The following is a 23471-nucleotide window of genomic DNA, read 5'->3' on the forward strand; positions in this document are numbered from 1 at the left end:
AGGAGTGTAAACAATAGAGTATAAACTTATATAAAGAATCTCTCTTTAATTATTTTTTGCAGAATAAATTCTTTCAATCATATCAACAACTTTCAGGCCTTCAAGGGCATTAGTTGTTATGGCTGATCTGTTTTTCAGAACATCCACCACATTTTCTATCACGTAGTGATGGTTCTGTGCTGAACCTTTGTAGGCGCCGTAGTCGTTGCCAGGGTTGGTTGGTGCCAGCTCGGGCATCTGGTAGTTCTTGATGTGGCAATATTCTACTTCATTCATGTACTGCCCACCTATCTTTACAGAGCCATTCTCAGCTATAATGGTCATGCTGCTCTCCAGGTTCTGGTTCCATACAGAGGTAGAGTAGTTGATGGAGCCCATTCCTCCGTTCACAAAGTCAAAGCTTACAAACCCTGAATCTTCAAAATCAGTCAGATGCTGGTGGTTGAAATCGCCAAGCTTGGCATTGATGTTAGTAATGTCTCCGAAGAGCCAGTACATGATGTCAACAAAGTGAGAGAACTGTGTGAACAGCGTACCTCCGTCAAGGTCTCTCTTCCCGTGCCAGCTGTCAGGCTTATAGTAGCGGTCATCTCTGTTCCAGTAGCAATTCAGCTGCACCATGAACACTTTTCCAAGTACGCCACCTTCAATAAGTTCTTTTATCCAGACGGAAGGGGGGGAGTACCTGTTCTGCATAACGGCAAAAAGGTGCTTATGCACATGTAAAGCCTTAAAAATTACATTTTCAGCATCTTGTTTCGTCAAAGCCATTGGCTTCTCTACCACAATATGTTTTCTGGCCTCCAGGCATTTCATAGACTGCTGCGCATGATAGCCATTAGGAGTGGCTATGTTTATGACATCTACTTCGATGCCACTGGCGAGGAGCTCCTCCAGGGAATGAAAGAAAGGCAATTGGTACTCTTCTATATTGAGAGAACTCTTTTCTTTTGTATCTACAAGTGCGACCAACTCTGCTTCAGGGTTTCTGGCAATCATTTCTGCATGTCGTTTCCCGATATGGCCACACCCTACTACAGCAAACTTTATTTTTTTATCTTGAAAAGGCATTCTTTTTAACTTATTCTTTTAACCTGCTTATCTATTAATTTGTAAACCTGGCCGCTTTCCGGACAAGTTGCCTCACCATCTTTATTAAACTGTAACTTATGACCATACTCGCTCATCCAGCCAATCTGCCTGGATGGATTACCAACTACCAGGGCATATGCAGGTATATTCTTTGTTACAACCGCTCCTGCGCCAATAAAGGCATACTCTCCAATGTCATGACCGCATACTATTGTGGCGTTAGCGCCAATGCTTGCTCCCTTACCAACATGTGTTGTGGCATACTGGTCACGGCGGTTAACGGCACTACGCGGGTTTATCACATTTGTGAAAACTATCGACGGTCCTAGAAAGACATCATCATCGCATGTTACGCCTGTGTATATCGATACATTATTCTGTACCTTGACATTGTTGCCAAGCACCACCTGTGGGGAAATAACAACATTCTGACCGATATTGCAACTGTTGCCAATGCGGCAATCTGGCATTATATGAGAAAAGTGCCAGATTTTGGTGCCGTCTCCTATAGCACATCCATTGTCTATGACGGCTGTCTCGTGGCTAAAATAACTCATTACGCTAGGCCTTTAAGTTCAAGAAACTCTTTGATATTGCTGGTGATGAAGAAGAGTTGCTCCTCATCCTGTTCTGTATGAATCGGAAGCGAGAGTACTTGTGAAGATAGCTTTTCAGATACCGGTAAGCTTCCCTCTCTGTAACCATAGTGGATATAAGCTTTCTGAAGGTGCAGCGGAACAGGATAATAAACCATAGTTGGAATGCCCTTTTCCTGAAGGTGTGCCTGTAGCTCCTCTCTTCTAAAGCCCAGGCATTTTATTGTGTACTGATGAAAGACATGGTTTGACTGCTCTGCCCGCTTAGGTATGGAAAGAGAGCTGAGTTTGCCTAAAACAGAATCGTAATATGCTGCAGATTTGTTTCTCCTGATGGAAAAGTCATCTAAATGAGGCAGCTTAGCGCGAAGTACAGCAGCCTGCAGCGTGTCTAGTCTGGAGTTTACGCCAACAATGTCATGGTAGTACTTAACGCTCTGGCCGTGGTTAGCTATCATCTTGAGCTTCTTGGCGAGGTTGTCATCATTAACGAACATAGCTCCACCGTCTCCGAAACACCCCAGATTTTTAGATGGGAAGAACGAGGTTGTGCCTATTTGCCCCATCGTGCCAGCTTTTTTTACTGTTCCATCCGGAAATGTATAAGTAGCACCGATGGCTTGTGCAGTGTCCTCTATCACGAAAATGTTATGTCTTTCTGCGATTGACATAATAGCCTCCATGTCCGCACACTGGCCGAAAAGATGTACAGGTACTATTGCTTTTGTCTTGGAAGTAATTGCATGGTGTATGGCTTCAACAGAAATCATGAACGTGTCAGGATGTACATCTACAAAGACCGGAACCAGTCCAAGAAGTGCAATTACTTCGGCCGTGGCAACATAGGTAAAGGCAGGAACAATGACTTCATCTCCAGGTTCTAGCTCCAGAGCCATCATGGCTAATTGCAATGCATCTGTACCGTTTGCACAGGTAACAACATGATTTACATTGTTATACGCCGCTAGTTCGTTTGCTAAAAGTGTAACTGCAGGCCCATTTATAAAGGCTGTGGTATCTAGTACCTCTGCAATTGCTTGGTCTATATCTTCTTTTAATCTGTTATATTGACGACGAAGGTCAACCATTTGAGTTTTCATAGGGTGCGCCCGTTTTCTTAATTATAGATAAATAGTAGCAATGGTTTTATTTGGTTTGCGGGCAAAAATAGTGAAATATTGCAAACAACTTTATATCTATTCAATATTACTAAAGCTTTGGTAAAGCTAGTATATTTGTAAAAAATTGCCAATATGTATCACCTGAAGGAACAAGAGCAAAAGAGAATGAATAATGCTCAGGATGAAATTGACTTAAGAGTTATTTTTAAGCAAATAGGAGTCGCTTTTAAGCAAATTAGGAATAGTATTTCTTATATGCTTAGTGTTTTACTCAAAAGATCAATTTTGGTGTTATCTTTTACAGCCTTAGGATTGGTGTTGGGATATGCTGCTTTTTATCTTACAAAGCCGTATTATATCTCTTCCATGACGCTTGTCTTGTCTGAAATCAGGAATGAGTTTGTTGAGAACCAGCTGAATAATTTATCCGACATGATAAATGAAGGCAATATTGTTGCCGTCTCGGAACAACTGAACATAGATCCTGATGCAGCCAATGAAATTATTGAAATGAGGTTTCATAACTTGGATGAGGATAGAATAGCAGAAGACAGTATTTTAACCGGTTCACCATTTAAAATAGAGCTTTCACTTTATGATAATTCGTTATTTGAGACTATGGAACCAGCGTTGACAAATTATCTGGAGAATAATCGCTATTTCTCAAAGCAAAAGCGTATCAGACAAAGAGAAATTGAGAGTTTGATATCTAAACTTAAAGACCAGATAGAATCTATCGATAGCGTTAAAACTACTGTTGCATCGCCAAGTGGTCCTGTTAATGGATTCGTTTACGGCCAGCCAATCGATCCTACCACCTTATATCGTGAGAGTTTAACAATGTATGAACGTCAGGTTGAATTAGAAGCTGAATTAGATCAGTTAGATAATATTGAGGTGGTGAATGGGTTTACACCTCGATTTAGGCCTACCGGACCTGTCTTGCAAAGGTTTCTTATTATTGGCGGATTGCTTGCTTTTGTACTAGGTGTTATAGTTGCCCTTGTTCTGGAAGAACGTAAAAGAAGCAGATTGTCTTATTAACGCATAGTAAATTGATAAATAATATCATAACCAAAGAAGCCGCTGTCTTATAACAGCGGCTTCTTTGGTTATGATAATGGCTCTTTTATTCCTCCTTCCTTGTCACCCAGCTCAGGTTATACAAATCCTTGCGGCGGTCTTTCAGGTTGCGGACGCTACCGGCGGCATTCAGGTCTTTCAGCAGGTCCAGGTCCAGATCAGCTATTAGCGTCATCTCTGTGTTTGGAGTCGCCTCAGCTATCACTGCATCGTGTGGAAAAGCGAAATCTGAAGGGGAGAAAACGGCTGACTGGGAGTACTGGATATCCATGTTCTCAACTTTTGGAAGGTTACCCACGCTACCCGTAATGGCTACATAGCACTCGTTTTCGATAGCACGAGCTTGGGAACAGAGGCGCACCCGTAGGTAAGCGTTCTTCGTATCCGTCCAGAAGGGAACAAAAAGGATTTTCATGTCCATGTCAGATAGCATGCGGGCCAACTCAGGGAACTCAACATCATAGCAGATTAAGATTCCGATTTTACCGATGTCTGTATCAAAAATCTTGAGCTTATGGCCTCCGCGCATACCCCAGTAATGTGATTCATCCGGCGTGACGTGTAGCTTATATTGAGCATCATAAGTGCCGTCGCGGCGGCAGAGGTAGCTTACATTGTACAGCTTGTTATCGTAATACTCCGGCATACTGCCGGCAATGATGTTAATGTTATAAGAAAGTGCAAGATGAATCATCCGTTCGCGAATTTCTTCAGTATATTCCGCCATACTTCGAATAGCCTCAGAAGGAGATTCCTCATTTGTGAGTGCCATTAGCGGCGCGTTGAAGAACTCAGGAAATACCACGATGTCAGATTTATAGGAACTCACAGTATCAACGAAGAACTCTACCTGCTGCATAAAATCTTCCAGGTCTTTCACAGCGCGCATCTGCCACTGCACAATACCGATGCGCACCACGGTTTTCCGGCCACCTATAATCTCTTCCTTTTCCTCGTAATACACGTTAATCCACTCTAACAGAGTGGCATATGAACGTGATTCTTTGTCGTCAGGCAGGTAGTTTTTCAGAATCTTACGCACGTGAAAGCCGTTGCTGAGCTGGAAAGAAAGTACCGGGTCAGAGAGCTCTTTATTGCGCACCATCTCGATGTACTTGGCGGGCGTCAGCTTATCAGCATAGTCTTTATAACCTGGAATGCGGCCTCCGGCTATGATACCGCGCAGGTTCAGGTTCTCGCATATTTCTTTCCGGGCATCATACAAACGACGGCCTAAACGCAGGTTCCGGTATTCAGGGTGCACAAATACGTCAATGCCGTAGAGCGTAGCACCATCTGGGTCATGTGATTTAAATGTGCCGTTGTCTATGATTTGCTCATAGGTGTGTTTGTCGCCGTACTTGTCATAATCAATAATTAGACTTAGGGCTGCTGCTACAACAGTTCCGTTATCTTCAATACATATCTGTCCGTCCGGAAACTGCTTTAACAGGTTAGAGAACTCTTTGCGTGTCCAGGCTCCGTCTATGTTGCGGTAAACCAGGTTCATGATTTCTTTAACTTCTTTGTAATCTTTTAGCTCCAACTGGCGGAGTAGCAATCTATGTTCTGAACTTGTTTCGTTTTTTTCGCTCATGTGTGGGATTATGTCTCTTTTACTTGTTGTACCTGTATACGTGCAGCAAGTATTGTTTTGATATAATATAACCGGAGCAATTTATAGTGCAATAGACCGGCATGTAAAATTAAACAAAAAAGCGCAGGTTCTGGCTGCGCTTTTTAATGTACTGCTTCTGTAGTGGTTTACTATACCTGTATCTCCGGAACATCGCCCTCTACAATGAGGTTACCGGCTGTGGCAGCTTTGATGTCTTCCACGCTCACACCCGGCGCGCGCTCCAGCAGTTTAAAACCACCATCTACTACTTCTAAAACGGCTAAATCGGTCACTATTTTCTTTACACAGTCTACCCCGGTTATCGGCAGCGTACACTCTTTCAGAAGCTTGGAGGAGCCGTCGCGGGCAGTATGCTGCATGGCCACGATAATATTTTTGGCCGATGCCACCAGGTCCATGGCCCCGCCCATGCCTTTCACCATCTTTCCCGGTATTTTCCAGTTGGCAATATCGCCTTTTTCTGATACCTCCATGGCTCCAAGAATAGTCAAATCTACGTGTTCACCACGTATCATGGCAAAGCTTTCTGCCGAATTGAAGATAGCTGATCCGGGCAGGGTGGTGATAGTTTGTTTCCCAGCGTTAATCATATCTGCATCCACCTGCTCTTCAGTAGGGAAGGGCCCCATGCCCAGTAACCCATTCTCTGACTGCAGCACAACTTCAATGCCTTCAGGCAGATAATTGGCCACAAGCGTTGGTATACCAATGCCCAAGTTTACGTACATGCCGTTTTTTACTTCTTTTGCAATGCGTTTCGCTATTCCGTGTTTATCTAAACCCATAATTTTCTTTCTGATTAAGCAGTTCTGACTGTACGTTGTTCAATGCGTTTCTCATAATCCTTGCCCTCGAAGATGCGCTGTACAAAGATGCCGGGGGTGTGAATCATGTTTGGATCAAGTTCGCCCGCGGGTACCAGTTCCTCTACTTCTGCCACTGTTATTTTGCCGGCGGTGGCCATCATAGGGTTAAAGTTGCGGGCTGTACCTTTATAGATGAGATTACCGGCAGTATCCCCTTTCCAAGCTTTTACAAAAGAGAAATCTGACCGCAGCCAACTCTCCATCAGGTACATTTTGCCATTAAACTCCCTTGTTTCTTTGCCTTCGCCTACCTCTGTGCCGAAGCCAGCAGGAGTGAAGAAAGCAGGAATACCAGCACCACCGGCACGAATACGTTCTGCCAGTGTACCCTGTGGGATCAGATCAACCTCCAGTTCGCCAGATAAAAGCTGCCGTTCGAACTCGGCATTCTCGCCGACATAGCTTGATATCATCTTTTTAACCTGGTGCTGCTGGAGCAAAAGACCTATGCCGAAATCATCTACACCGGCATTATTAGAAATACAGGTAAGGTTTTTTATACCCAGGCGGAGCAACTCCTGAATTGAGTTTTCAGGAATGCCACAAAGGCCAAAGCCGCCTAGCATGAGCGTCATCCCATCCTGCACGCCTTGCAGCGCCTGCTGCGCATTTGCTACTGTTTTATTTATCATAGTTTAAGAGCAGTGGTTGTTGAAGGTAATTTATATATAAAAAAAGCCATATGAAACATATAATACTTCGTTTTTTGGGTGAAATAGGTTTTGTATCAGGTGAAATCTCTGTTTGCATCGCACAAGGATGAATATGGAGACTGAAGAATGTAGCTGTAAAGTAGCTCAGGCTATTTCATGTATCACTTTCTGCTGCTGTACTTAGCGGCGAATACTTACGAGTATTTCAAGTTGAACTTCCTCCTGGTTTATTCTGCTCTGAATAGCTTGTTTCACCCTCTCCAGGTCTTCAGTTGTAACAGGTTCCTTCGCCACTAGTTTTACACTGATCAACATTGGTTTTGCGCCCCGTATCACCGTAACGTCTTTAATAGTGATATCACCTACCTTGTATTGAGTCAGGGCTTGTGCAATCTGGCGCTCCCGCACCATGCTGTTAAAACCAAGACCTAACGGAAAGCTGATTAGGGCCACCAGTATCAAGGATACAAACAGTCCTTTACGGGCCAGTTGAAAAGGGCTGAAACCTAGTAGCATGAAAGTGACAGCGCCGGCTAACACTATACCTGCCAAGTTAGTTAGGAACAGTAGCATAGCACCAAAGAAAACCTGCCATTCGCCCCAGCCTATGCCAATGCCAGACACTGCCAGCGGCGGAACCAGTGCTACTGCAATGGCAACCCCTGCGAGTGTTTTGGCTACTTCCTCACGGGCATGTGCGTAAGCACCGGCTATACCTGAAATAATAGCTACTCCAAGGTCCAGCAGGTTAGGCCTTATGCGAGCCGTTATTTCTTCGTTTAGCGTGTGCAATGGGGTGAGCAACGTGAGAAAAATTGCTGCCAGGTAACTCAGCAACAGTCCATAGCCAATTGTTTTTACACTGTTTATCATTAACTTTTTCTCCTGACGCAACACCCCCATCGACAGAGAGATGATAGGTGCCATTAAAGGAGCAAGAATCATAGCGCCAATTATTACGGGTGAGGAATTAGAAAAAAGCCCTAAAGTAGCCAGCAATGTTGATAAAACCATCAATGTTAAAAAAGAGCTGCTCACTTTCGAATTATCACGGAGCACCTTAAACAAGTCCTTGAATTCTTCAGTGGATGCATGGTATAGCAGTGATAAGGGCTTACCAACTATTTCCTGAAGATAGGCTTCTCCTTTAGGCAGAAGGTTAATGCGGTACATTTCACTGGGTTCTCCTGCATGCTCATCCACGTTCAGATTACGCCCTGGAATCACCATAAAGGCTTCTTCGCTTACCAGAAGCTCAATTCCTTTTGCACTCATAAGGCTATTGTCCAACGAGAAATCTACTGGTTCAGAGACATTAATTGTAATAGTGTTTGTTTTTATGTGGCCGATAAAGGAAGGTAGTTTTTGTTTATTTTTACTTTCAAACAGCGACTTTATATAAAACCGCAGTAACCCAATGGCGCTTCTCGGTGCTAAAATAAGGACATGCATGCTGCCGTCATTGATAAAAGAACGGCTGAAGAGTTTACGGGAGAGGAGTGTGTTTTTGCTATGTAAAACCGCTATAATGCCAATAGCTGCTGTTGTAAGAGGCGGTTTATCTGTTGTGATAATAGTAAATGGGAGCGGAATAAGGGCTTTACTTCCTTTTAAAGTACCTGCCAGTTTTTCAAAAAAAGATTTGAAGCTGTTTTTAGAGACGCTGCCAGACATCAGGCTCAGGCTATTGCCTATGATTACCCGGTTAAAGACAGGACGACCATTGCATAGCAGCAAGTCAGCCTTTATTCCTTTCTTTTTGTTTTCAATGTCCTCTATGGCCTGCTGCAAACTGTCGGAGATGCCGTAGCCCTGCCGTGCCTCTTTCATACCAGGATGAGGGAGGAAGGCCAGGGTGCAGTTACTTCCCACTATACCTGGAACCAGTTCTCCTAACTGTTCATCGCTCAGATAGATGATGATGTTGCTCCCTGAGGCAACACTGGCCAAGTTCTGACTGTATGGCACGACTTTCAGGGCAAAGGCTCCCAGTTCAGGTATAATTCTATCGTCAACAATTTGCTGCTCCTGCGGGTCGTAAAGAAGTAGTGTGTCCTTCATGCAAGGTTTGATGATAATTTTACTTTTTTCACGTCCTTGCTGCGAGATGCTGTTCTATGTAGTTTCCGGCTGCGGCTGCCACATGTAATCTTGCCACAGCGGCAACATGAAAAATATTTCTATACGGCTGCTATGCTGTTTTCAGTTGATCTATTTAACCCTTTTATTGTGCTATGCACAAAAAAAGGGCAACCATCTATGTGGCCGCCCTCTGTTATACGTCAACTTATGTTTTTACTACTGAAGCCGTAGTACCTGCTGTATCTCTTCTTTATCTTTTACCAACTGTGCCTTCAGTGCATCCAAACCGTCAAACTTCTGCTCTTTGCGCAGCAGCTTTACAAATTCCACAGTTAAAGACTGACCATAAATCTCCTGGTCAAATTCAAGGATGTGCACCTCTAATGTCATCTGCTTTCCGTCTACAGTAGGGCGGAGGCCGATATTCATCATGCCACCATACGTTGCCTCCCCTAATCTTACCCATACAGCATAAACGCCGTTGGCTGGTATGAGCTTGTGGTTTGCGGGATGTGCTAAGTTAGCGGTAGGGTAGCCAATGGTGCGACCCAGTTTATTACCTTCCACCACCGCAGAAGTAAGTGTGTAGTAGCGGCCTAAATAACGGTTCGCTGTCTCTACGTCGCCATCCTCTAAAGCCCGTCGTATTTTAGTGGAGCTTACGCCGATGTCATCTATATCCTGGCGTGGAATTTCCTCTACCTCAAACCCATACTGTGCGGAGCGCGCCTTTAGATTTTCGAAGCTTCCTTCTCGGTTTTTACCAAAACGATGATCGTATCCTATCACCAGTACTTTGGTGTTGATAGTCCGCACGAGCACGTCTGTGATGAATTTACGGGAACTGGTACGGGCGAATTCTTTGGTGAATGGCACGATGAGTAAATAATCGATGCCGAAATCGCGAAGATGTTCTATGCGCTCCTCAATAGTGGAAAGCAGCATCAGGTCGTTATCCTCTGGAAAAAGCACGAGGCGTGGGTGTGGCCAGTAGGTTATGACTACACTCTTTCCGTTATTCTGGCGGGCACACTCCTGTACGCGTTTCAGGATTTTCTGATGGCCAATATGCACGCCATCAAAAGTGCCGCTGGTTACAACAGGATAGCTAAGTTGCGGGAAATCGTTTATTTCACGAATTACTTTCATCCGCTGCTATTTGCTTTTTCCTGATTTCCTGTATGTCTTCGATTGTTAAGGCGTCTTTCAGAAGGTAATCTCCTATACGGGTGCGGACGAGAGATGATAGATGGGCACCGCAGCCTAAGTTCTGCCCCAGATCGTGCGCAAGGCTTCTGATGTATGTTCCTTTGCTGCATATAACCCGGAATTGTACTTCTGCACCTTCCATGGCTGTAACATTAAAAGCTTTAATAGTGATGGTACGTGGCTTCAGTTCAGCTGATTTTCCTTGCCGCGCCAAATCATACGCTCTTTTGCCGTTTACCTGCACAGCAGAATAAATGGGAGGCACCTGTTCAATGGTACCTACAAATTCTGCAGCAGCTGCTTTAACTGACTCTTCTGTAATGTGGCTGATGTCTTTTGTTTCCGTTACTTCCGTTTCCTGGTCGTAAGAGGGGGTTATCTCACCTAAACGTATAGTGCCGGTATATTCTTTTTCCTGCCCTTGTATCTCATCAATGCGCTTGGTGTATTTGCCGGTGCAAAGTATGAGCAAGCCGGAGGCGAGGGGATCCAGCGTGCCAGCGTGGCCCACCTTCTTCACCCGTATCGTGTTCCGCACTTTCTTCACCACATCGAATGATGTCCAGTCCAGTGGCTTGTTTATAAGCAGTATTTCGCCAGCGGCAAAATCGTATTCCATTTTTATACTTTTAAATCAAAACCCATTGCCAGTAGTGTCAACAGCACCACACCCAGAGCAATACGGTAATAGCCAAACATCTTGAAGCCGTACTTTGTCAGGAAGCTGATAAAAAAGCGGATAGCCAGCATCGCCACAACAAAGGCTACAAAGTTGCCAATTAACAGGAGCTTCACATCATTAGGCTGTATCACCGCAAAGCTGCTCTGAATCTTTACGAAGTCGAGCTTAATAAAGTCTGATAGTTCCAGCCCCAGCAGGTCAGTGACGAACTTATAAGAAGCAGCGGCAAGCATGGTGGGAACAGCCAGGAAGAACGAGAATTCAGCGGCAGCCTTACGGTTGATGCCCTGTGACATACCGCCTATAATAGAGGCCGCCGACCTTGATACACCAGGAATCATGGCGATGCACTGGAAAAAGCCGATGATAAGGGCGCTTTTATAAGTAACGGTATTATCAACAGCGTACTTGAACCATTTGTCTACGTACAGAAGCACAATGCCACCCAACACCAGCATAATTGCTGTTAAAACAACGCTCTCAAGCATGGCATCGATTACATTGTTCAGAGCAAAGCCAATAACTGCTGCAGGCAAAAAGGCAAGCAGCAATTTCTTGTAAAAGACAAAGTTCTGGAGGAAACGGCGCCAGTACAGCACTACCACTGACAGTATAGCTCCAAACTGAATGTTTATTTCGAAGATCTTGGTAATTGGGAGTTCATTTATACCCATCAGGCTGGAGGCGATGATCATGTGCCCCGTAGAAGAAATTGGTAAGAATTCGGTAAGACCTTCAACAATGGCTAAAATAATAGCCTGCCAAATACTCATTTATTTCTGTGCTTTATCCTTAGCCATGATGGCAAACAATTCAACTGCGAAGCCTGCCAAAACAATCATTGGCCCCAGTGTAATGCCTAAGAAGCCAAGCCCATAGGGTTCGGTGTCTAATGTCATCACAAAAAAGCCGATTACCAGCAGGGCAATACCCACGAGCATCAGGATGTAATTTTTACTGCCAAAGGCAAGGAGAGGTTTGTTTTCTTCCATTTCTCAATATAGTTCGTCTAATGTAAGGCGCAGGTATCTGCGCACCGCTCTGTAAGAGCTCATAAAGCCGATAATCAAACCTATGATTACCAGGGCTCCCATCAAAATATATGTCTGTTCCTCATCACGTAGCAGCTGCAGTTCGGCAACCTCATGGTACGCATACTGCATCAGGGCAAACAGCAGTGCCGAAGCTATAATGCCGCTCATAATGCCCTGCCAAATGGCCCGGTTCAGAAACGGACGCTGAATAAAATATGATGTTGCACCCACCAACTGCATGCTCCTTATCAGGAACCGCTGCGAATAAAGCGCCAGCTTAATCGTATTATTGATCAAAATTATAACTACCAGCACCAGAATAGCAGCGAAGGATAGCAACACGATGCTAATTTTCTGAATGTTGCTGTTGATGGATTCTATCAGGCTTTCGACGTACTGCACTTCGTAAACACCCTCTATATCCTCCAGGTCCAGTTTAATGCTTTTCAGTGCAGGGGAACTGGAGCTTTCAGCATCAATACGCAGTACATAGGCATCACGAAGCGGGTTGTCTCCCAGAAACTCCATAAAGTCTTCTCCTGTTTCGTCTAAGAAAGCTTTTGCGCCTTCTTCCTTCGATATAAAACGCACCTGGGCCGTATCATTCTGGTAGGCGATGTATTCTTTGGCAGCAAACGTTTTTTGTAAGCGCACCAACTGTACCTCTGTCAGGTTGCGGTCTAAATACACCTGCATCTCGATGCTTTCTTTCACCCGCTCTGACAGCTTGCCCGCGTGTATGAGTAACAAGCCAAACAAACCGATGACAAACAGGGCAAGCGAAATACTGAACACCACCATGGTGTGCGGGTAATTGCCTAATTTCTTTTTCTTGACGTGTTTTACTTTTGTTGCCATACCTGAAGCCTTCCATCGCAAAATTAGAAATATAATTGAAATATGCAGGTAGTTTAGAACCTGTAAACACAAAAGCCGCCAAATTAATTGGTGGCTTTTGTGTTATAGCTCCAGTCTGGGGTCAGAATCAAGTATAATGCGGTCGCGCTCCATTTCCTGTTCACGCAGGCGCCGCTCCCGCCTGTTACTGCCAAACAGTTCGCTGAGGCTATTAAAGCGCTTGGTATGCAGCACACTCACGCTCTGGCTTTTCCTGATACGGCCGGTAATGTCGGGCGTGGTGCTATATTCAAGCCTTGCCCTTAGCTCCCCGCTTTGCGAGATGTAGTAATCCAGTGTCCAGTCGCCGATATAAGCGGTACTGCCTCCTCCTGCTTCATCCCGGACTCCGCCGATACCTGTTTCATTTGTCAGGCGCAGGCGCCCGTTAAAGAAAGAGTAACTCAGTCGCAACTGTAAAGAAGCAAGCTGGCTCTGCCCAATACCATCCAGACCGATGTCTATTTGAAGGTTACTGTCGATGGTGCTAAGCAGGTTGTTCAGCTGGCCTGAAAGTAAACTTCCCAGACTACCCCCAACGGCACCAGCGCCAACACCACCATCAAAAGCCAAAGCCCCTGTAGGCGACAGCCTTTGCAGGACGAGCAGACTGAATACCTGGCGGTTCAATTCACTTGGGTCATTTTTTATGGCATTGACTGTACCTAGAAGCTCGGGTTGGGCCAGAATATTCTGGGGCACCTCATCAAAGCTCAGGTCGAGGTCAATCTCCGGTGACAGCAGCGGCCCAGTCAGTTCAATTACGGCGATCACAGGGTAACGCCCCACCATTGCAGAGTTATCCATTGTAGAAGTTGCGAGGCTACTGAGGGAGGCCATCTGGGTGTAATGCGCTGTAATATCCATTACACCGTTCACTGGGTCCCCGTTCCAGGTAATCGTGCCACCTGGCACTACCGCAAACTCTTTTGTAACCAAACCTTCCAGCAGTTTCAGGTTGTAAGCGCCTTCTGTAATTTCGAAGCCGCCATACATATGAAATTCCCCCCGTGTGTCAATCGTCATACGGATCTCGCCATTGCCTGAGCCACGGATAACATCCCCGGTGGTGCGGTCAATAATAATCTCGAAGTAAGCGTCATCGGTTACATCAAGCTCAAAGTTCATGTTGATGCCAGAGAGGTTAACACCCTGTTCTTCAGTTTCTATATTCACACTGGCACTGTCGGAAGCTGCCTTGTTCACAAACCTGATAAAGTCTTTTCGGGCCACATCCGTTTGATAGTCTAGGGGCAGCACGATACGTGTGTTCTCTTCGCTGCGCGCGTTCACGTTGATATCTAGGTTCTCTACCGGGCCCAGCACAGTGGCCGTGCCTGTGGCAAAGGCAGTACCATAGAAGAGCTCGTTCTGCGCCTCGCTGGTGTTCAGTACCATAAAATTGGTGTAGCGCGCGTTCAGGTCAATCACCATGTTGGTAAAGCCATCGTGGGCGATACCACCTGTTACCGTTGCGCTGTTGCCGTATATATCCCGCAGCTGCGCATTCCGGAAGCTGATGCTGTTTGGTCCAAAATAGATTCTGTCAGTAAAGCGGTAGGTCGTGTTCAGGTAGTCGAAGGTGAAATGCCCGTTACTGACCATGACAGAACCTTTTAAAACAGGATAATCGAGTGAGCCTAAAATCCTGATGCGCCCCTCCATGGTACCCTCCAGGTCAGAAAGCAGCGTATTGAGCACAGGTTCTACCAGTTTCAGGTTTGCCTGATCCATTACGGCTAATAAATCCAACTGGTCTTCCGGTGCCTGCGGGTTATAGTTGCCTGTTACGGACAGCACTTTTTTATTATCACGCTGAATTCCTATATCAACTTCGGCCCTTTGCAAAGCATTGCTCCAATTGGTGTTGCCAACTATGTTGCCAATGTACACCTGGTCAAGGTAAAAGGAGTCAACATGCATGTCAGCTGCTAACAAAGAACGGTTATATATATCCTGCGCCACCACTTCTGCAGTTAGCTCTCCTGCTAACTGCATGGAAATTAGCGGGTTCAGGTTGTTTAGCTGGAAGTTCTCTACGTTCAGCAAGAGCCTGCTTTCCGGGTCATCTGAGATTGCCCCCTCGGCCCTTATAACCTGTTCCTGATTTGTAAGCGCAAAATTCTCAAACTCCAGCTGTCGGCCTCCTTCGCTTATATAGAGGGTGTTTCCTGGCACGAACGCCCAGGCGTTTTGCTGTAGCGTAATATTTGACTGATCAAAGACTATCTGGATCTGGTTCTGCAGGAAGTTCAGGTCTCCCGTTATCACTGCAAGGTTGTTTTGCTCTGGCTGCCGGATGGCAGTTGAGAAATCAATGGTGCGCTCGTTCCAGATGCCCTCCACAAAAAAATCTTCCGTTGTACCAGCCCCTGGCAGCTCCTGCCTTTGAGACGTGAACAAGGCTGCCGCCAACACATCGAAGTTTTGCTGAAGCTTTGAGGTGTTTAATTCTATGCTGTTCCCATAGAGGGCATAGTCATTGTACAGCATGGTGTCTATGTCGGCATACATCTCAAAAATGACAGTGGGGCCATGCCGGAAGGAACCCTCAACGGTAGCGTTATCTGAAATTTCCAGTTCCGGCAGAAACAAGTCGAGGATAGGATTTGCCTCCTTCAGGTTCAGATTATACGTCAAAGCATACTCGTTTGAGCCATCAGTTGACTTGCGACTGTAATAAGTAGCAGTCGCAGCATCGTCGCTTTCAAAGTTCAGATGGTACTCCTGTATCATGTTTTCCAAATCTTTGGTCAGTGTCGTATAGTCAAAGTTGCCGGTTACGAGCAGCGCCAGCAGGTCAGAGTTCAGGAATAGGCTTCTCGTGCCTTCTGCAATATCTGACTGAATCAGCACCGAGTCTAGGGCGAGTTGGTTTTCTTTATAGGCTATCTGGGCGCTATCGAAGCGTGCTGTTCCCTCAAATGTATCCAGGCTTAAGCCCTGGAAATCCAGGTTTGCACGGGCACTGATTACCAGAGGTTCCGGTGACAGGTTAAGTGCCTGGAGATCCACGCGTTCCAGGTCAGCCAGCATGTTAAAGGACCTTTGTCCGCTGGCAAGGTTCACCTCACCATCTGCCTGCAAAACCAGATTGGGGTCGTTCACAGCTACCTGCCCCACAAATGTCTGGTTGCGGAGCGTGCCGTTTGCTGTAAGATTCTGGTAGTTGTAATCTAACAGCTGCACTTGGTTTATGGTAGCATTCACTTTCAGGATGGCATCCTGCATGGTAAAGCCCGAACCTTCTAATCGGCCACTCATAGAGATTCTACGAATCTGATCTTCGGCATCTAACAAGCGGCCGATATTGAAACCGTTTGTTGTTACATAACCATTGTAGGAGGAGGAACGGGTGTTGTCGTCAATTTTCAGGTTGATGTCGGATTTCAGGTTGCCTAAAGCTGTTCTAAAATCTCCGTTTGCTACAAAGTCGTTATAAAATCCTAGGAAACGGCCTTCCAGGCTAACTGTGCCTAAACGGGCGGCTACTTCATAAGTGTCCTGTGGTAGAAATTGCCTGATGTCACTGGCATTGATGGTAGAGGTTTGCAGGCGCAGGTTGGCAAATGTCTCTTCAAAATTGGGCAGACCATCTGCACTGATGCTTCCTACAATATGCGTGTTCTCCCCATACTCCAGGTCCACGTTGGTGGCTGAGAAGTTGTTCACTTTCCCCTTTAGCTCAAGCGAGTTAACCAGCAGATTTTCATTGTATTCCTGCAGCTGCGGGGCAAAAGTGGCGATGTCCTTTGAGTAAATGCGGGTGTCCTGCAGGTTTCCGGTTATGGTTACGCTGTCAATGAAATTACTAAAGTCTCCGATCTCGTTATAGTCGAAGCGCACATAGTGCTGTAGGTTGCTCTGGTTTAACTGCAGATCCAGATCGTCCCACTCCCAGAAGGTAGGGGCATAGGTCATGCGGGTGTCGAGGTTGTGCAGCTGCGTGTTTGACCGTGTTTCAATGGCGGTTAAATCTTGAATGCGTACCTGGATAGTATCCTCCAGTTGTATCTGGCTGAATCTGCCGGAAACCTTATCGAAGGTCATATGAGCATAGTCTATGCCATAATCAGCGCGCGGTTCGTTAAAATCATCATACGTGAAGCGCCCGTTCTTCACGATTAATTCGTTTAATGCAAAGTTGAATGGCTCTGATGTTTGCTGCGTTGTGTCTTTAGTGAAAAGATTCCCCAGCGCATTAAAGAATGTGTTCAGGTTTAGCGAGTCAGTTCCTTCATATACAACTAAGTTAGCTCGTGGCTGCTCTAGCTCCAGTGTATTTATAGTAAGGCTATTCGGGTTGAAAATAGAAAAGGCATCTATGTCCGCTTCGGCTCTGCCAATGTATAGAAGCTCGTTGTCAAGATAATCCAGTACCCTTACTTTTTCCAGCACCACGTTACTGAAGAAGCTGATATCTACCCGCCCAATAGTAACTTCATGGTCTACCGTTTCTGAAATATAAGCAGCAACCCGCTGCGCGACTCTTGTCTGAACACCCGGAAAACGAATGGCCACAAAAACAACCGCAAACAGCAACAAAAGGAACAGGATAAGGCCTAAAACTATTTTTAGAATAGCTTTTCCTATAACTTTGGGGTAATTTGTTGACTGTTCTTTTTCCAAAAGATGCTTGAACCTATAATTTTAGCAATAGAATCTTCCTGCGATGAGACTTCCGCAGCGGTAATACGCGGAGGAAAGGTGCTCTCAAACATAGTTGCCACACAAGCCGTGCATGAGCTATATGGCGGTGTAGTTCCGGAGTTAGCCTCAAGAGCTCACCAGCAAAACATTATACCAGTCGTTACACAGGCTTTGCGTACGGCAAATGTAACAAAAAGTGACCTAAATGCAGTTGCCTTTACCCGTGGCCCCGGACTTCTGGGGGCGCTGCTGGTTGGCTGCTCATTTGCCAAATCTTTTGCGCTGGGGCTCAATATTCCGCTAATAGAGGTAAACCACATGCAGGCGCACATCCTGGCGCACTTCATCGATGAACCTACACCGCAATTTCCGTTCCTGTGTTTAACCGTGAGCGGTGGCCATACGCAAATAGTGCTTGTAAAAAACCACCTGGACATGGAAATCATCGGTCAGACGACAGATGATGCCGTAGGAGAGGCCTTTGACAAAACAGCCAAAATGTTGGGTTTGCCCTACCCGGGAGGACCGATGCTGGATAAAACCGCTGCCAGAGGCAATCCGGATGCCTTTTCTTTCCCGGTAGGCAATATGCCTGGCTACAACTATTCTTTCAGCGGCATCAAAACAGCAGTGCTCTACTTCCTGCGCGATAAAACGAAGGAGCAACCTGATTTCGTGCAGGAAAACCTGGCGGATATTTGTGCCAGCGTGCAGAAGACGCTTATCAAGACGCTGCTAAAGAAGGTAGTACAGGCTACCAAAGACCTAGGTATAAAAGAGGTTGCTATTGCTGGTGGTGTATCGGCAAACTCTGGTTTGCGCCAAACGCTGCAGGACTATGCCAAAAAGTATAACTGGAATGTGTATATACCAGCCTTTCAGTATTGCACTGATAATGCAGGTATGATAGCAATGGCAGCTCATTTTCAATACCTTAAAGAAGATTTTGCCACGCAATACGTGAGCCCTGAGCCAAGACTGAAAATCTGAACAGAATTCAAAGTATAAAAGGATTGGCAGGGTTTAAGATTCGTATGATAAAGTAACTTTAAATGTGTTCAGACAGAACAAAGAACAACGGGCCGGATTAAATGGCTACCAAGATAAGATTAAATAAATGGCGAAAGATAAAGAGCGAATAAAGAAGCACGTTAACATTGTTAATCGAAAGGCTTCCTTCGAATATCAGTTTATCGAGAAGTATACTGCCGGTGTTATGCTGATGGGAACTGAAATCAAATCGATTCGGGAAGGCAAGGTAAACATGGGAGAGGGGTATTGCGTTTTTCAGCGAGGCGAGTTGTGGCTGCACAACGTGCATATCTCTACCTACACGGAAGGAACACACTATAACCATGAACCCACCCGCGCACGCAAGTTGTTGCTCAACAAGAGAGAGTTGCGCAAACTGGAGAGCGGGGCACAGGAGCAAGGAGTTACTATTATACCTGTTCGCGTGTTTATCAGCGATCGCGGCTTTGCTAAAGTAGAGATAGCACTTGCACGTGGTAAGAAGCTGTACGACAAGCGGCAGGATATCAAGGAGAAAGACGTAAAACGCGAAATGGCCCGAAGCGGATATTAGGCGCTGGCGCGCAGTTTTGAATTACGAATGCTGAATTATGAATGGGTTCAGGAGGTGTAGTTCTTAGGCGTATCTTATTTGTTTACTATTACAAGCTTTAACTTATAAAAACCGCTTAACCAGTCCAGCTAACAGCCATTCATAATTTCTAATTTATAATTCAAAAAAGTGGAACACGGAATTTGCATGCTGAGTCTGGTGCCGATGCGTGCCGAGACATCTGACAGAGCAGAGCTGGTAACGCAGCTTATTTTTGGCGAATGCTATGAGGTAGTAAACACCGATGGAAACTGGCTGCAGCTACAGCTGGCCACCGACGGCTACCGGGGCTGGATTGATTTCAAGCAACATACTGCCGTTACACCTGAATACTTCGACGAGTGGAAGACTACATCTCACGCCAGAGCGCTGGATCTGGTGCAGTTGATTCATATTAAGTCAACTCAAATTCCAATAGGTGTTGGCAGCTACCTGCCTTTCTATGATGATAGCAGTATACGAGTAAATGAGGAACGTTATACCTATGCCGGCCGTGCCTCTACTAATGATGAAAAGTTAACACAAGTACAACTTGCAGCAGTAGCATCTAACTTTCTAAAATTCCCATACTTATGGGGTGGGAAATCTGTGTTTGGTATAGATTGCTCCGGGTTCACGCAGCAGGTGTTTGGCATCTGCGGCTATCAGTTGCCCCGTGACGCTTACCAGCAGGTGACACATGGACAGGAGGTGCATTTTGTGGAGCAGACGCAGCCTGGCGACCTAGCATTTTTTTCTAATACTGAAGGCCGCATCACACATGTAGGCATGATGCTGGAGGGGCAGAGAATCATGCACGCACACGGAGAAGTGCGTATTGATACCCTCGATCATACTGGTATCTACAATCAGGATCTTAAGCGATATACGCATCAATTGCGCATCATTAAAAGAATATTACTTTAAAATGCTTTCATTTTTTGTAAAGCTAGCCAATTATTAGGTAAATTATGCCGTACAAGTTGAGCATAAGCTCTTTAAGTGCGGCCATGAAAGACAAAGTACTCATCCTTAACCAGGACTTCAGCGCCATTGCCATCTGCTCTGTGCAGCGGGCATTCCTGCTCGTATACCTTGAAAAAGCCGAAATGATTTCTAAGGCGGAAGGTCATTTTCTACACACCGTCAGTACTGTCTATCCCATTCCCTCTGTTATCCGCTTGCAGCGTTATGTGCGTGTGCCATACTATGGCATTGCCCTGAGCCGCCACAACGTGATGCGCCGCGACAACTACAACTGCCAGTACTGCGGCACAGCCAAAAACCTGACACTGGATCACCTGCTGCCCCGTTCAAGAGGGGGAGAAACAGCATGGCAGAACCTGGTGACCGCCTGTTCGCGTTGCAACTCCCGTAAAGGTAACCGTACACCGGAAGAAGCAGGGCTAAAACTTAAAACCCAACCCAAAAGGCCTTCTCTTCTTAATTTTCTGCAACTACACCTGACTCAATCAAACCAGGATTGGAGCACATACCTTGGTATGAAAGAAGAATCAATGCGATCCACTGATGCTTCCTGATTCCTAAATTGCCTGTTCTTTATATAATTGTAGAATGTAATTGTAGAAATTTTTCATCCTGTACGATTTTGTTTCAGCCGTTATTTCTCTGGCGCAGCACAGACTATAGCTACTCTATAGTGTTCAGTATCTGAAGGTCCTGCTGCGGGTATCTCACTGTTAGATCGCTGCAAACACAGGGGAGGAGCTATAGCTATAAGCTATTCACGGCGACCATATTACACACTATTCCTGCACTTAGCAATCAGTTAGGTTACACACGCTAAAAACCTCACCAAAATCTGGTAACAATATGGAACGATATAGTAATTATCATGTTTATTTATTACTTTTGCAGTTCATTCAAATGAATGGACCTCAGGTTTATACCTGGGAGATGTTAAACTAAACCAAATCAGCAGATTGCTCTATGCTGATGGCTACTTCAGGGCACTACAAATAATATGAGTAATTCTCCAGACAATTTTGATTGGGACAAGATTGAGTCCCAAGGTTTCGGCTCAGGTTACAGCAAATCTGAGAAAGCCGAAATGGAACAAATGTATGACGACACCCTGACTACCGTACAGGAGCAGGAGGTTGTTAAAGGAATCGTGGTAGGTATCACTGATCGTGACGTGATCCTGAACATTGGTTTCAAATCTGATGGCTTGGTTCCAGTTTCAGAATTCAGGGACCTTCCTGACCTGAAAGTAGGTGACGAGGTAGAAGTATTTATCGAAGACCAGGAAGATCCAAACGGTCAGCTTATCTTGTCCCGCAAGAAAGCAAAAATCGTTAGCGCCTGGGCTCGTATCTACGACGCGCTTGAGAATGACAACATTCTGGACGGTGTTGTGAAGAGAAGAACAAAAGGTGGTCTTATCATGGACATCCATGGTGTGGAAGCTTTCTTGCCAGGTTCTCAGATTGACGTGAAGCCAATCCGTGACTTCGACGTGTTTGTAGGCAAGAAAATGGAAGTGAAAGTTGTGAAAATCAACGCCGCTTTCGACAACGTGGTTGTATCGCATAAAGTACTTATCGAGAAAGACCTGGAACTGCAGCGTGCCGCCATCCTGAACAACCTTGAAAAAGGTCAGGTACTGGAAGGTATCATCAAGAACATGACAAACTTCGGTGTGTTCATCGACCTTGGTGGTGTTGACGGTTTGCTTCACATCACAGATATTTCATGGGGACGTATCAACCACCCGGAAGAAGTACTAAACCTTGATCAGAAAGTAAATGTTGTAGTTCTTGACTTTGATGAAGACAAGAAGCGTATCTCCCTTGGTATGAAGCAGCTTACGCCGCACCCATGGGATGCTCTTCCTGCTGAAATCGAGGTTGGCTCCAAAGTAGAAGGCAAGATTGTAAACGTAGCTGATTACGGTGCATTCCTTGAACTGATGCCAGGCGTGGAAGGACTAATTCACGTGTCTGAAATGTCCTGGTCACAGCACCTGCGTAACCCACAAGACTTTATAAAGCAAGGCGACGTGGTTCAGGCAGTTGTATTGACGTTGGACAGACAAGAGCGTAAAATGTCATTAGGTATCAAGCAGCTTACCGAAGACCCTTGGACAAAAGAAGATGTGATTACGAAATATGCAGTTGGCACCAAGCACACTGGTATCGTTCGTAACCTGACTAATTTCGGTCTGTTCCTGGAGCTTGAAGAAGGTGTAGATGGCCTGGTTCACGTATCTGACCTGAGCTGGACAAAGAAAATCAAGCACCCATCGGAGTTTGTGAAAGTTGGTGAGAACCTGGATGTAGTTGTTCTGGAACTTGATGTTCCTAACAGAAGACTTGCCCTGGGCCATAAGCAACTGGAGGAGAACCCTTGGGATACGTTTGAGTCTGTATTCAACATCGGTTCTGTACACAGAGCTACTGTACTTGAGAAATCAGACAGAGGCGCTACATTAGAGTTGCCATACGGTATCGAAGGTTTCGCTTTCCCGAAAGGTTTGACTAAAGAAGACGGTTCTACTGTTGAAGCAGGTGAGAGCCTTGACTTCAGAGTAACTGAATTCTCTAAGGAAGACCGTAAAATCATTCTTTCTCACACTGCCTCTCACTCAGAGGTGGATGCTGCGAGAACTGCCAGAGCTACGAAGAAAGCTACTCCTGGTGCAGCTCCTGCCGGAGAGAAGAAAGCTGCTGCTCCAAAAGCAAAGGTTGATGTAGACAAGTCAACACTTGGTGACCTGGATGCACTTTCTGCTTTGAAGAACCAGATGCTGGAGAATGAAAAAGAAGCTGGTGTTAAGAAATTAGAAGCTGCTGCTGCTAAGAAGTCTGGTGAGACAGAAGGCAACGAGGAAGCTGCTGATGATGAGACGAATGCTTAAGATTTAATAACATTCATTGATAGAAAAGCCCCGGTTTACCCGGGGCTTTTTTGTTTTTATAACTAAAAAAGTACCGACGGAGTTTGACAAGTATGTTTTTCTATGTATGTTTGCACTCCCATTCACCAACACGGTAACGTGGCCGAGTGGCTAGGCTCAGCTCTGCAAAAGCTGCTACAGCGGTTCGAATCCGCTCGTTACCTCAAAACCCTGCTATTGCATAGCAGGGTTTTTTGTTTTCTATCCTTTTGCTTTTTTATCTAACATCCTATATAGTTGCGTTCATTTATGCCACGCAAACATAATTTCAATGCTATTTAATCTTTTGGCACTTACTCCCGTACTCAACTTTTAAATGACCTACGGCAAAAATTAGTTATTATT

19 protein-coding genes and 1 tRNA gene are annotated in these 23471 nt (G+C 45.4%); 7 read left to right on the forward strand and 13 right to left on the reverse strand.

The features are described 5' to 3' along the window. Nucleotides 1–45: 45 nt before the first annotated feature. From E1919_RS05765 to E1919_RS05775, 3 genes are read right to left on the reverse strand one after another with little or no spacing between them, the layout of a single operon-like run. The gene (locus E1919_RS05765) at nucleotides 46–1071 is read right to left on the reverse strand and encodes a Gfo/Idh/MocA family protein (RefSeq protein WP_162052405.1); all 1026 of its coding nucleotides are present in this window, start codon (nucleotides 1069–1071) and stop codon (nucleotides 46–48) included. Nucleotides 1072–1076: 5 nt separating this feature from the next. Next, complete coding sequence (locus tag E1919_RS05770) at nucleotides 1077–1649, reverse strand: acyltransferase (protein ID WP_162052406.1); 573 nt, start codon at nucleotides 1647–1649, stop codon at nucleotides 1077–1079. Continuing rightward, nucleotides 1649–2788 (reverse strand): DegT/DnrJ/EryC1/StrS family aminotransferase, encoded by a 1140-nt coding sequence (locus tag E1919_RS05775; protein ID WP_162052407.1) that lies wholly within the window; start codon nucleotides 2786–2788, stop codon nucleotides 1649–1651. The genes E1919_RS05770 and E1919_RS05775 overlap by 1 nt, the downstream gene beginning before the upstream one ends. Before the next feature lie 153 nt (nucleotides 2789–2941). Between E1919_RS05775 and E1919_RS05780 the strand changes: the two genes are divergently transcribed. Next, nucleotides 2942–3853, forward strand: coding sequence for a chain length determinant protein (locus E1919_RS05780; protein WP_162052408.1), 912 nt, complete (start codon nucleotides 2942–2944; stop codon nucleotides 3851–3853). Nucleotides 3854–3938: 85 nt separating this feature from the next. Here the strand turns inward: E1919_RS05780 and E1919_RS05785 are convergent, their stop codons facing one another. From E1919_RS05785 to E1919_RS05830, 10 genes are all read right to left on the reverse strand, one after another. Then, on the reverse strand, nucleotides 3939–5489 hold the full coding sequence (locus tag E1919_RS05785; RefSeq protein WP_162052409.1) for a bifunctional GNAT family N-acetyltransferase/carbon-nitrogen hydrolase family protein: 1551 nt from the start codon (nucleotides 5487–5489) through the stop codon (nucleotides 3939–3941). A gap of 170 nt (nucleotides 5490–5659) precedes the next feature. Then, nucleotides 5660–6316: a 3-oxoacid CoA-transferase subunit B gene (locus tag E1919_RS05790; protein ID WP_162052410.1), complete on the reverse strand. Its 657-nt coding sequence runs from the start codon at nucleotides 6314–6316 to the stop codon at nucleotides 5660–5662. A 14-nt stretch (nucleotides 6317–6330) separates the two neighbouring features. Further along, nucleotides 6331–7029: a CoA transferase subunit A gene (locus E1919_RS05795; protein WP_162052411.1), complete on the reverse strand. Its 699-nt coding sequence runs from the start codon at nucleotides 7027–7029 to the stop codon at nucleotides 6331–6333. A 201-nt stretch (nucleotides 7030–7230) separates the two neighbouring features. After that, the gene (locus tag E1919_RS05800) at nucleotides 7231–9111 is read right to left on the reverse strand and encodes a TIGR00341 family protein (protein WP_162052412.1); all 1881 of its coding nucleotides are present in this window, start codon (nucleotides 9109–9111) and stop codon (nucleotides 7231–7233) included. A 237-nt stretch (nucleotides 9112–9348) separates the two neighbouring features. Next, nucleotides 9349–10281, reverse strand: a complete 933-nt coding sequence (locus tag E1919_RS05805; protein ID WP_162052413.1) for a bifunctional riboflavin kinase/FAD synthetase — start codon at nucleotides 10279–10281, stop codon at nucleotides 9349–9351. Beyond that, entirely contained in the window at nucleotides 10265–10960 is a 696-nt protein-coding gene (truB, locus tag E1919_RS05810; protein ID WP_162052414.1) for a tRNA pseudouridine(55) synthase TruB, read from the reverse strand. The genes E1919_RS05805 and truB overlap by 17 nt, the downstream gene beginning before the upstream one ends. A 2-nt stretch (nucleotides 10961–10962) precedes the next feature. Beyond that, complete coding sequence (locus E1919_RS05815) at nucleotides 10963–11796, reverse strand: undecaprenyl-diphosphate phosphatase (protein WP_162052415.1); 834 nt, start codon at nucleotides 11794–11796, stop codon at nucleotides 10963–10965. Next, complete coding sequence (locus E1919_RS05820; RefSeq protein WP_162052416.1) at nucleotides 11797–12015, reverse strand: DUF3098 domain-containing protein; 219 nt, start codon at nucleotides 12013–12015, stop codon at nucleotides 11797–11799. 3 nt (nucleotides 12016–12018) lie between these two features. Next, the gene (locus E1919_RS05825) at nucleotides 12019–12915 is read right to left on the reverse strand and encodes a cell division protein FtsX (protein ID WP_162052417.1); all 897 of its coding nucleotides are present in this window, start codon (nucleotides 12913–12915) and stop codon (nucleotides 12019–12021) included. A gap of 102 nt (nucleotides 12916–13017) precedes the next feature. Then, nucleotides 13018–17583 (reverse strand): translocation/assembly module TamB domain-containing protein, encoded by a 4566-nt coding sequence (locus E1919_RS05830; protein WP_162052418.1) that lies wholly within the window; start codon nucleotides 17581–17583, stop codon nucleotides 13018–13020. A 3-nt stretch (nucleotides 17584–17586) separates the two neighbouring features. On the opposite strand from E1919_RS05830, the gene tsaD reads away from it, so the two are divergent. The 6 genes from tsaD (at nucleotide 17587) to E1919_RS05860 (ending at nucleotide 23290) form a co-directional block, all read left to right on the forward strand. Next, nucleotides 17587–18594, forward strand: coding sequence for a tRNA (adenosine(37)-N6)-threonylcarbamoyltransferase complex transferase subunit TsaD (gene tsaD, locus E1919_RS05835; RefSeq protein WP_162052419.1), 1008 nt, complete (start codon nucleotides 17587–17589; stop codon nucleotides 18592–18594). 127 nt (nucleotides 18595–18721) lie between these two features. Then, the gene (gene smpB / locus E1919_RS05840) at nucleotides 18722–19189 is read left to right on the forward strand and encodes an SsrA-binding protein SmpB (RefSeq protein WP_162052420.1); all 468 of its coding nucleotides are present in this window, start codon (nucleotides 18722–18724) and stop codon (nucleotides 19187–19189) included. A gap of 168 nt (nucleotides 19190–19357) precedes the next feature. Next, nucleotides 19358–20134: a C40 family peptidase gene (locus tag E1919_RS05845; RefSeq protein WP_237144035.1), complete on the forward strand. Its 777-nt coding sequence runs from the start codon at nucleotides 19358–19360 to the stop codon at nucleotides 20132–20134. An 83-nt stretch (nucleotides 20135–20217) separates the two neighbouring features. Then, on the forward strand, nucleotides 20218–20748 hold the full coding sequence (locus tag E1919_RS05850; protein ID WP_162052421.1) for an HNH endonuclease: 531 nt from the start codon (nucleotides 20218–20220) through the stop codon (nucleotides 20746–20748). 443 nt (nucleotides 20749–21191) lie between these two features. Continuing rightward, complete coding sequence (rpsA, locus tag E1919_RS05855) at nucleotides 21192–23087, forward strand: 30S ribosomal protein S1 (RefSeq protein WP_162052422.1); 1896 nt, start codon at nucleotides 21192–21194, stop codon at nucleotides 23085–23087. Nucleotides 23088–23219: 132 nt separating this feature from the next. Beyond that, nucleotides 23220–23290: transfer RNA gene (locus E1919_RS05860), tRNA-Cys, on the forward strand. Nucleotides 23291–23471 lie beyond the last annotated feature (181 nt).

Source organism: Pontibacter pamirensis, from assembly GCF_010015475.1.
Classification (GTDB): domain Bacteria; phylum Bacteroidota; class Bacteroidia; order Cytophagales; family Hymenobacteraceae; genus Pontibacter; species Pontibacter pamirensis.

Bases quoted from the DNA above. Each gene is read 5' to 3' on its own strand.
- E1919_RS05765 (WP_162052405.1), bottom strand. From the start codon at position 1,071: ATGCCTTTTCAAGATAAAAAAATAAAGTTTGCTGTAGTAGGGTGTGGC.
- E1919_RS05770 (WP_162052406.1), bottom strand. From the start codon at position 1,649: ATGAGTTATTTTAGCCACGAGACAGCCGTCATAGACAATGGATGTGCT.
- E1919_RS05775 (WP_162052407.1), bottom strand. From the start codon at position 2,788: ATGAAAACTCAAATGGTTGACCTTCGTCGTCAATATAACAGATTAAAA.
- E1919_RS05780 (WP_162052408.1), top strand. From the start codon at position 2,942: ATGTATCACCTGAAGGAACAAGAGCAAAAGAGAATGAATAATGCTCAG.
- E1919_RS05785 (WP_162052409.1), bottom strand. From the start codon at position 5,489: ATGAGCGAAAAAAACGAAACAAGTTCAGAACATAGATTGCTACTCCGC.
- E1919_RS05790 (WP_162052410.1), bottom strand. From the start codon at position 6,316: ATGGGTTTAGATAAACACGGAATAGCGAAACGCATTGCAAAAGAAGTA.
- E1919_RS05795 (WP_162052411.1), bottom strand. From the start codon at position 7,029: ATGATAAATAAAACAGTAGCAAATGCGCAGCAGGCGCTGCAAGGCGTG.
- E1919_RS05800 (WP_162052412.1), bottom strand. From the start codon at position 9,111: ATGAAGGACACACTACTTCTTTACGACCCGCAGGAGCAGCAAATTGTT.
- E1919_RS05805 (WP_162052413.1), bottom strand. From the start codon at position 10,281: ATGAAAGTAATTCGTGAAATAAACGATTTCCCGCAACTTAGCTATCCT.
- truB (WP_162052414.1), bottom strand. From the start codon at position 10,960: ATGGAATACGATTTTGCCGCTGGCGAAATACTGCTTATAAACAAGCCA.
- E1919_RS05815 (WP_162052415.1), bottom strand. From the start codon at position 11,796: ATGAGTATTTGGCAGGCTATTATTTTAGCCATTGTTGAAGGTCTTACC.
- E1919_RS05820 (WP_162052416.1), bottom strand. From the start codon at position 12,015: ATGGAAGAAAACAAACCTCTCCTTGCCTTTGGCAGTAAAAATTACATC.
- E1919_RS05825 (WP_162052417.1), bottom strand. From the start codon at position 12,915: ATGGCAACAAAAGTAAAACACGTCAAGAAAAAGAAATTAGGCAATTAC.
- tsaD (WP_162052419.1), top strand. From the start codon at position 17,587: ATGCTTGAACCTATAATTTTAGCAATAGAATCTTCCTGCGATGAGACT.
- smpB (WP_162052420.1), top strand. From the start codon at position 18,722: ATGGCGAAAGATAAAGAGCGAATAAAGAAGCACGTTAACATTGTTAAT.
- E1919_RS05850 (WP_162052421.1), top strand. From the start codon at position 20,218: ATGAAAGACAAAGTACTCATCCTTAACCAGGACTTCAGCGCCATTGCC.
- rpsA (WP_162052422.1), top strand. From the start codon at position 21,192: ATGAGTAATTCTCCAGACAATTTTGATTGGGACAAGATTGAGTCCCAA.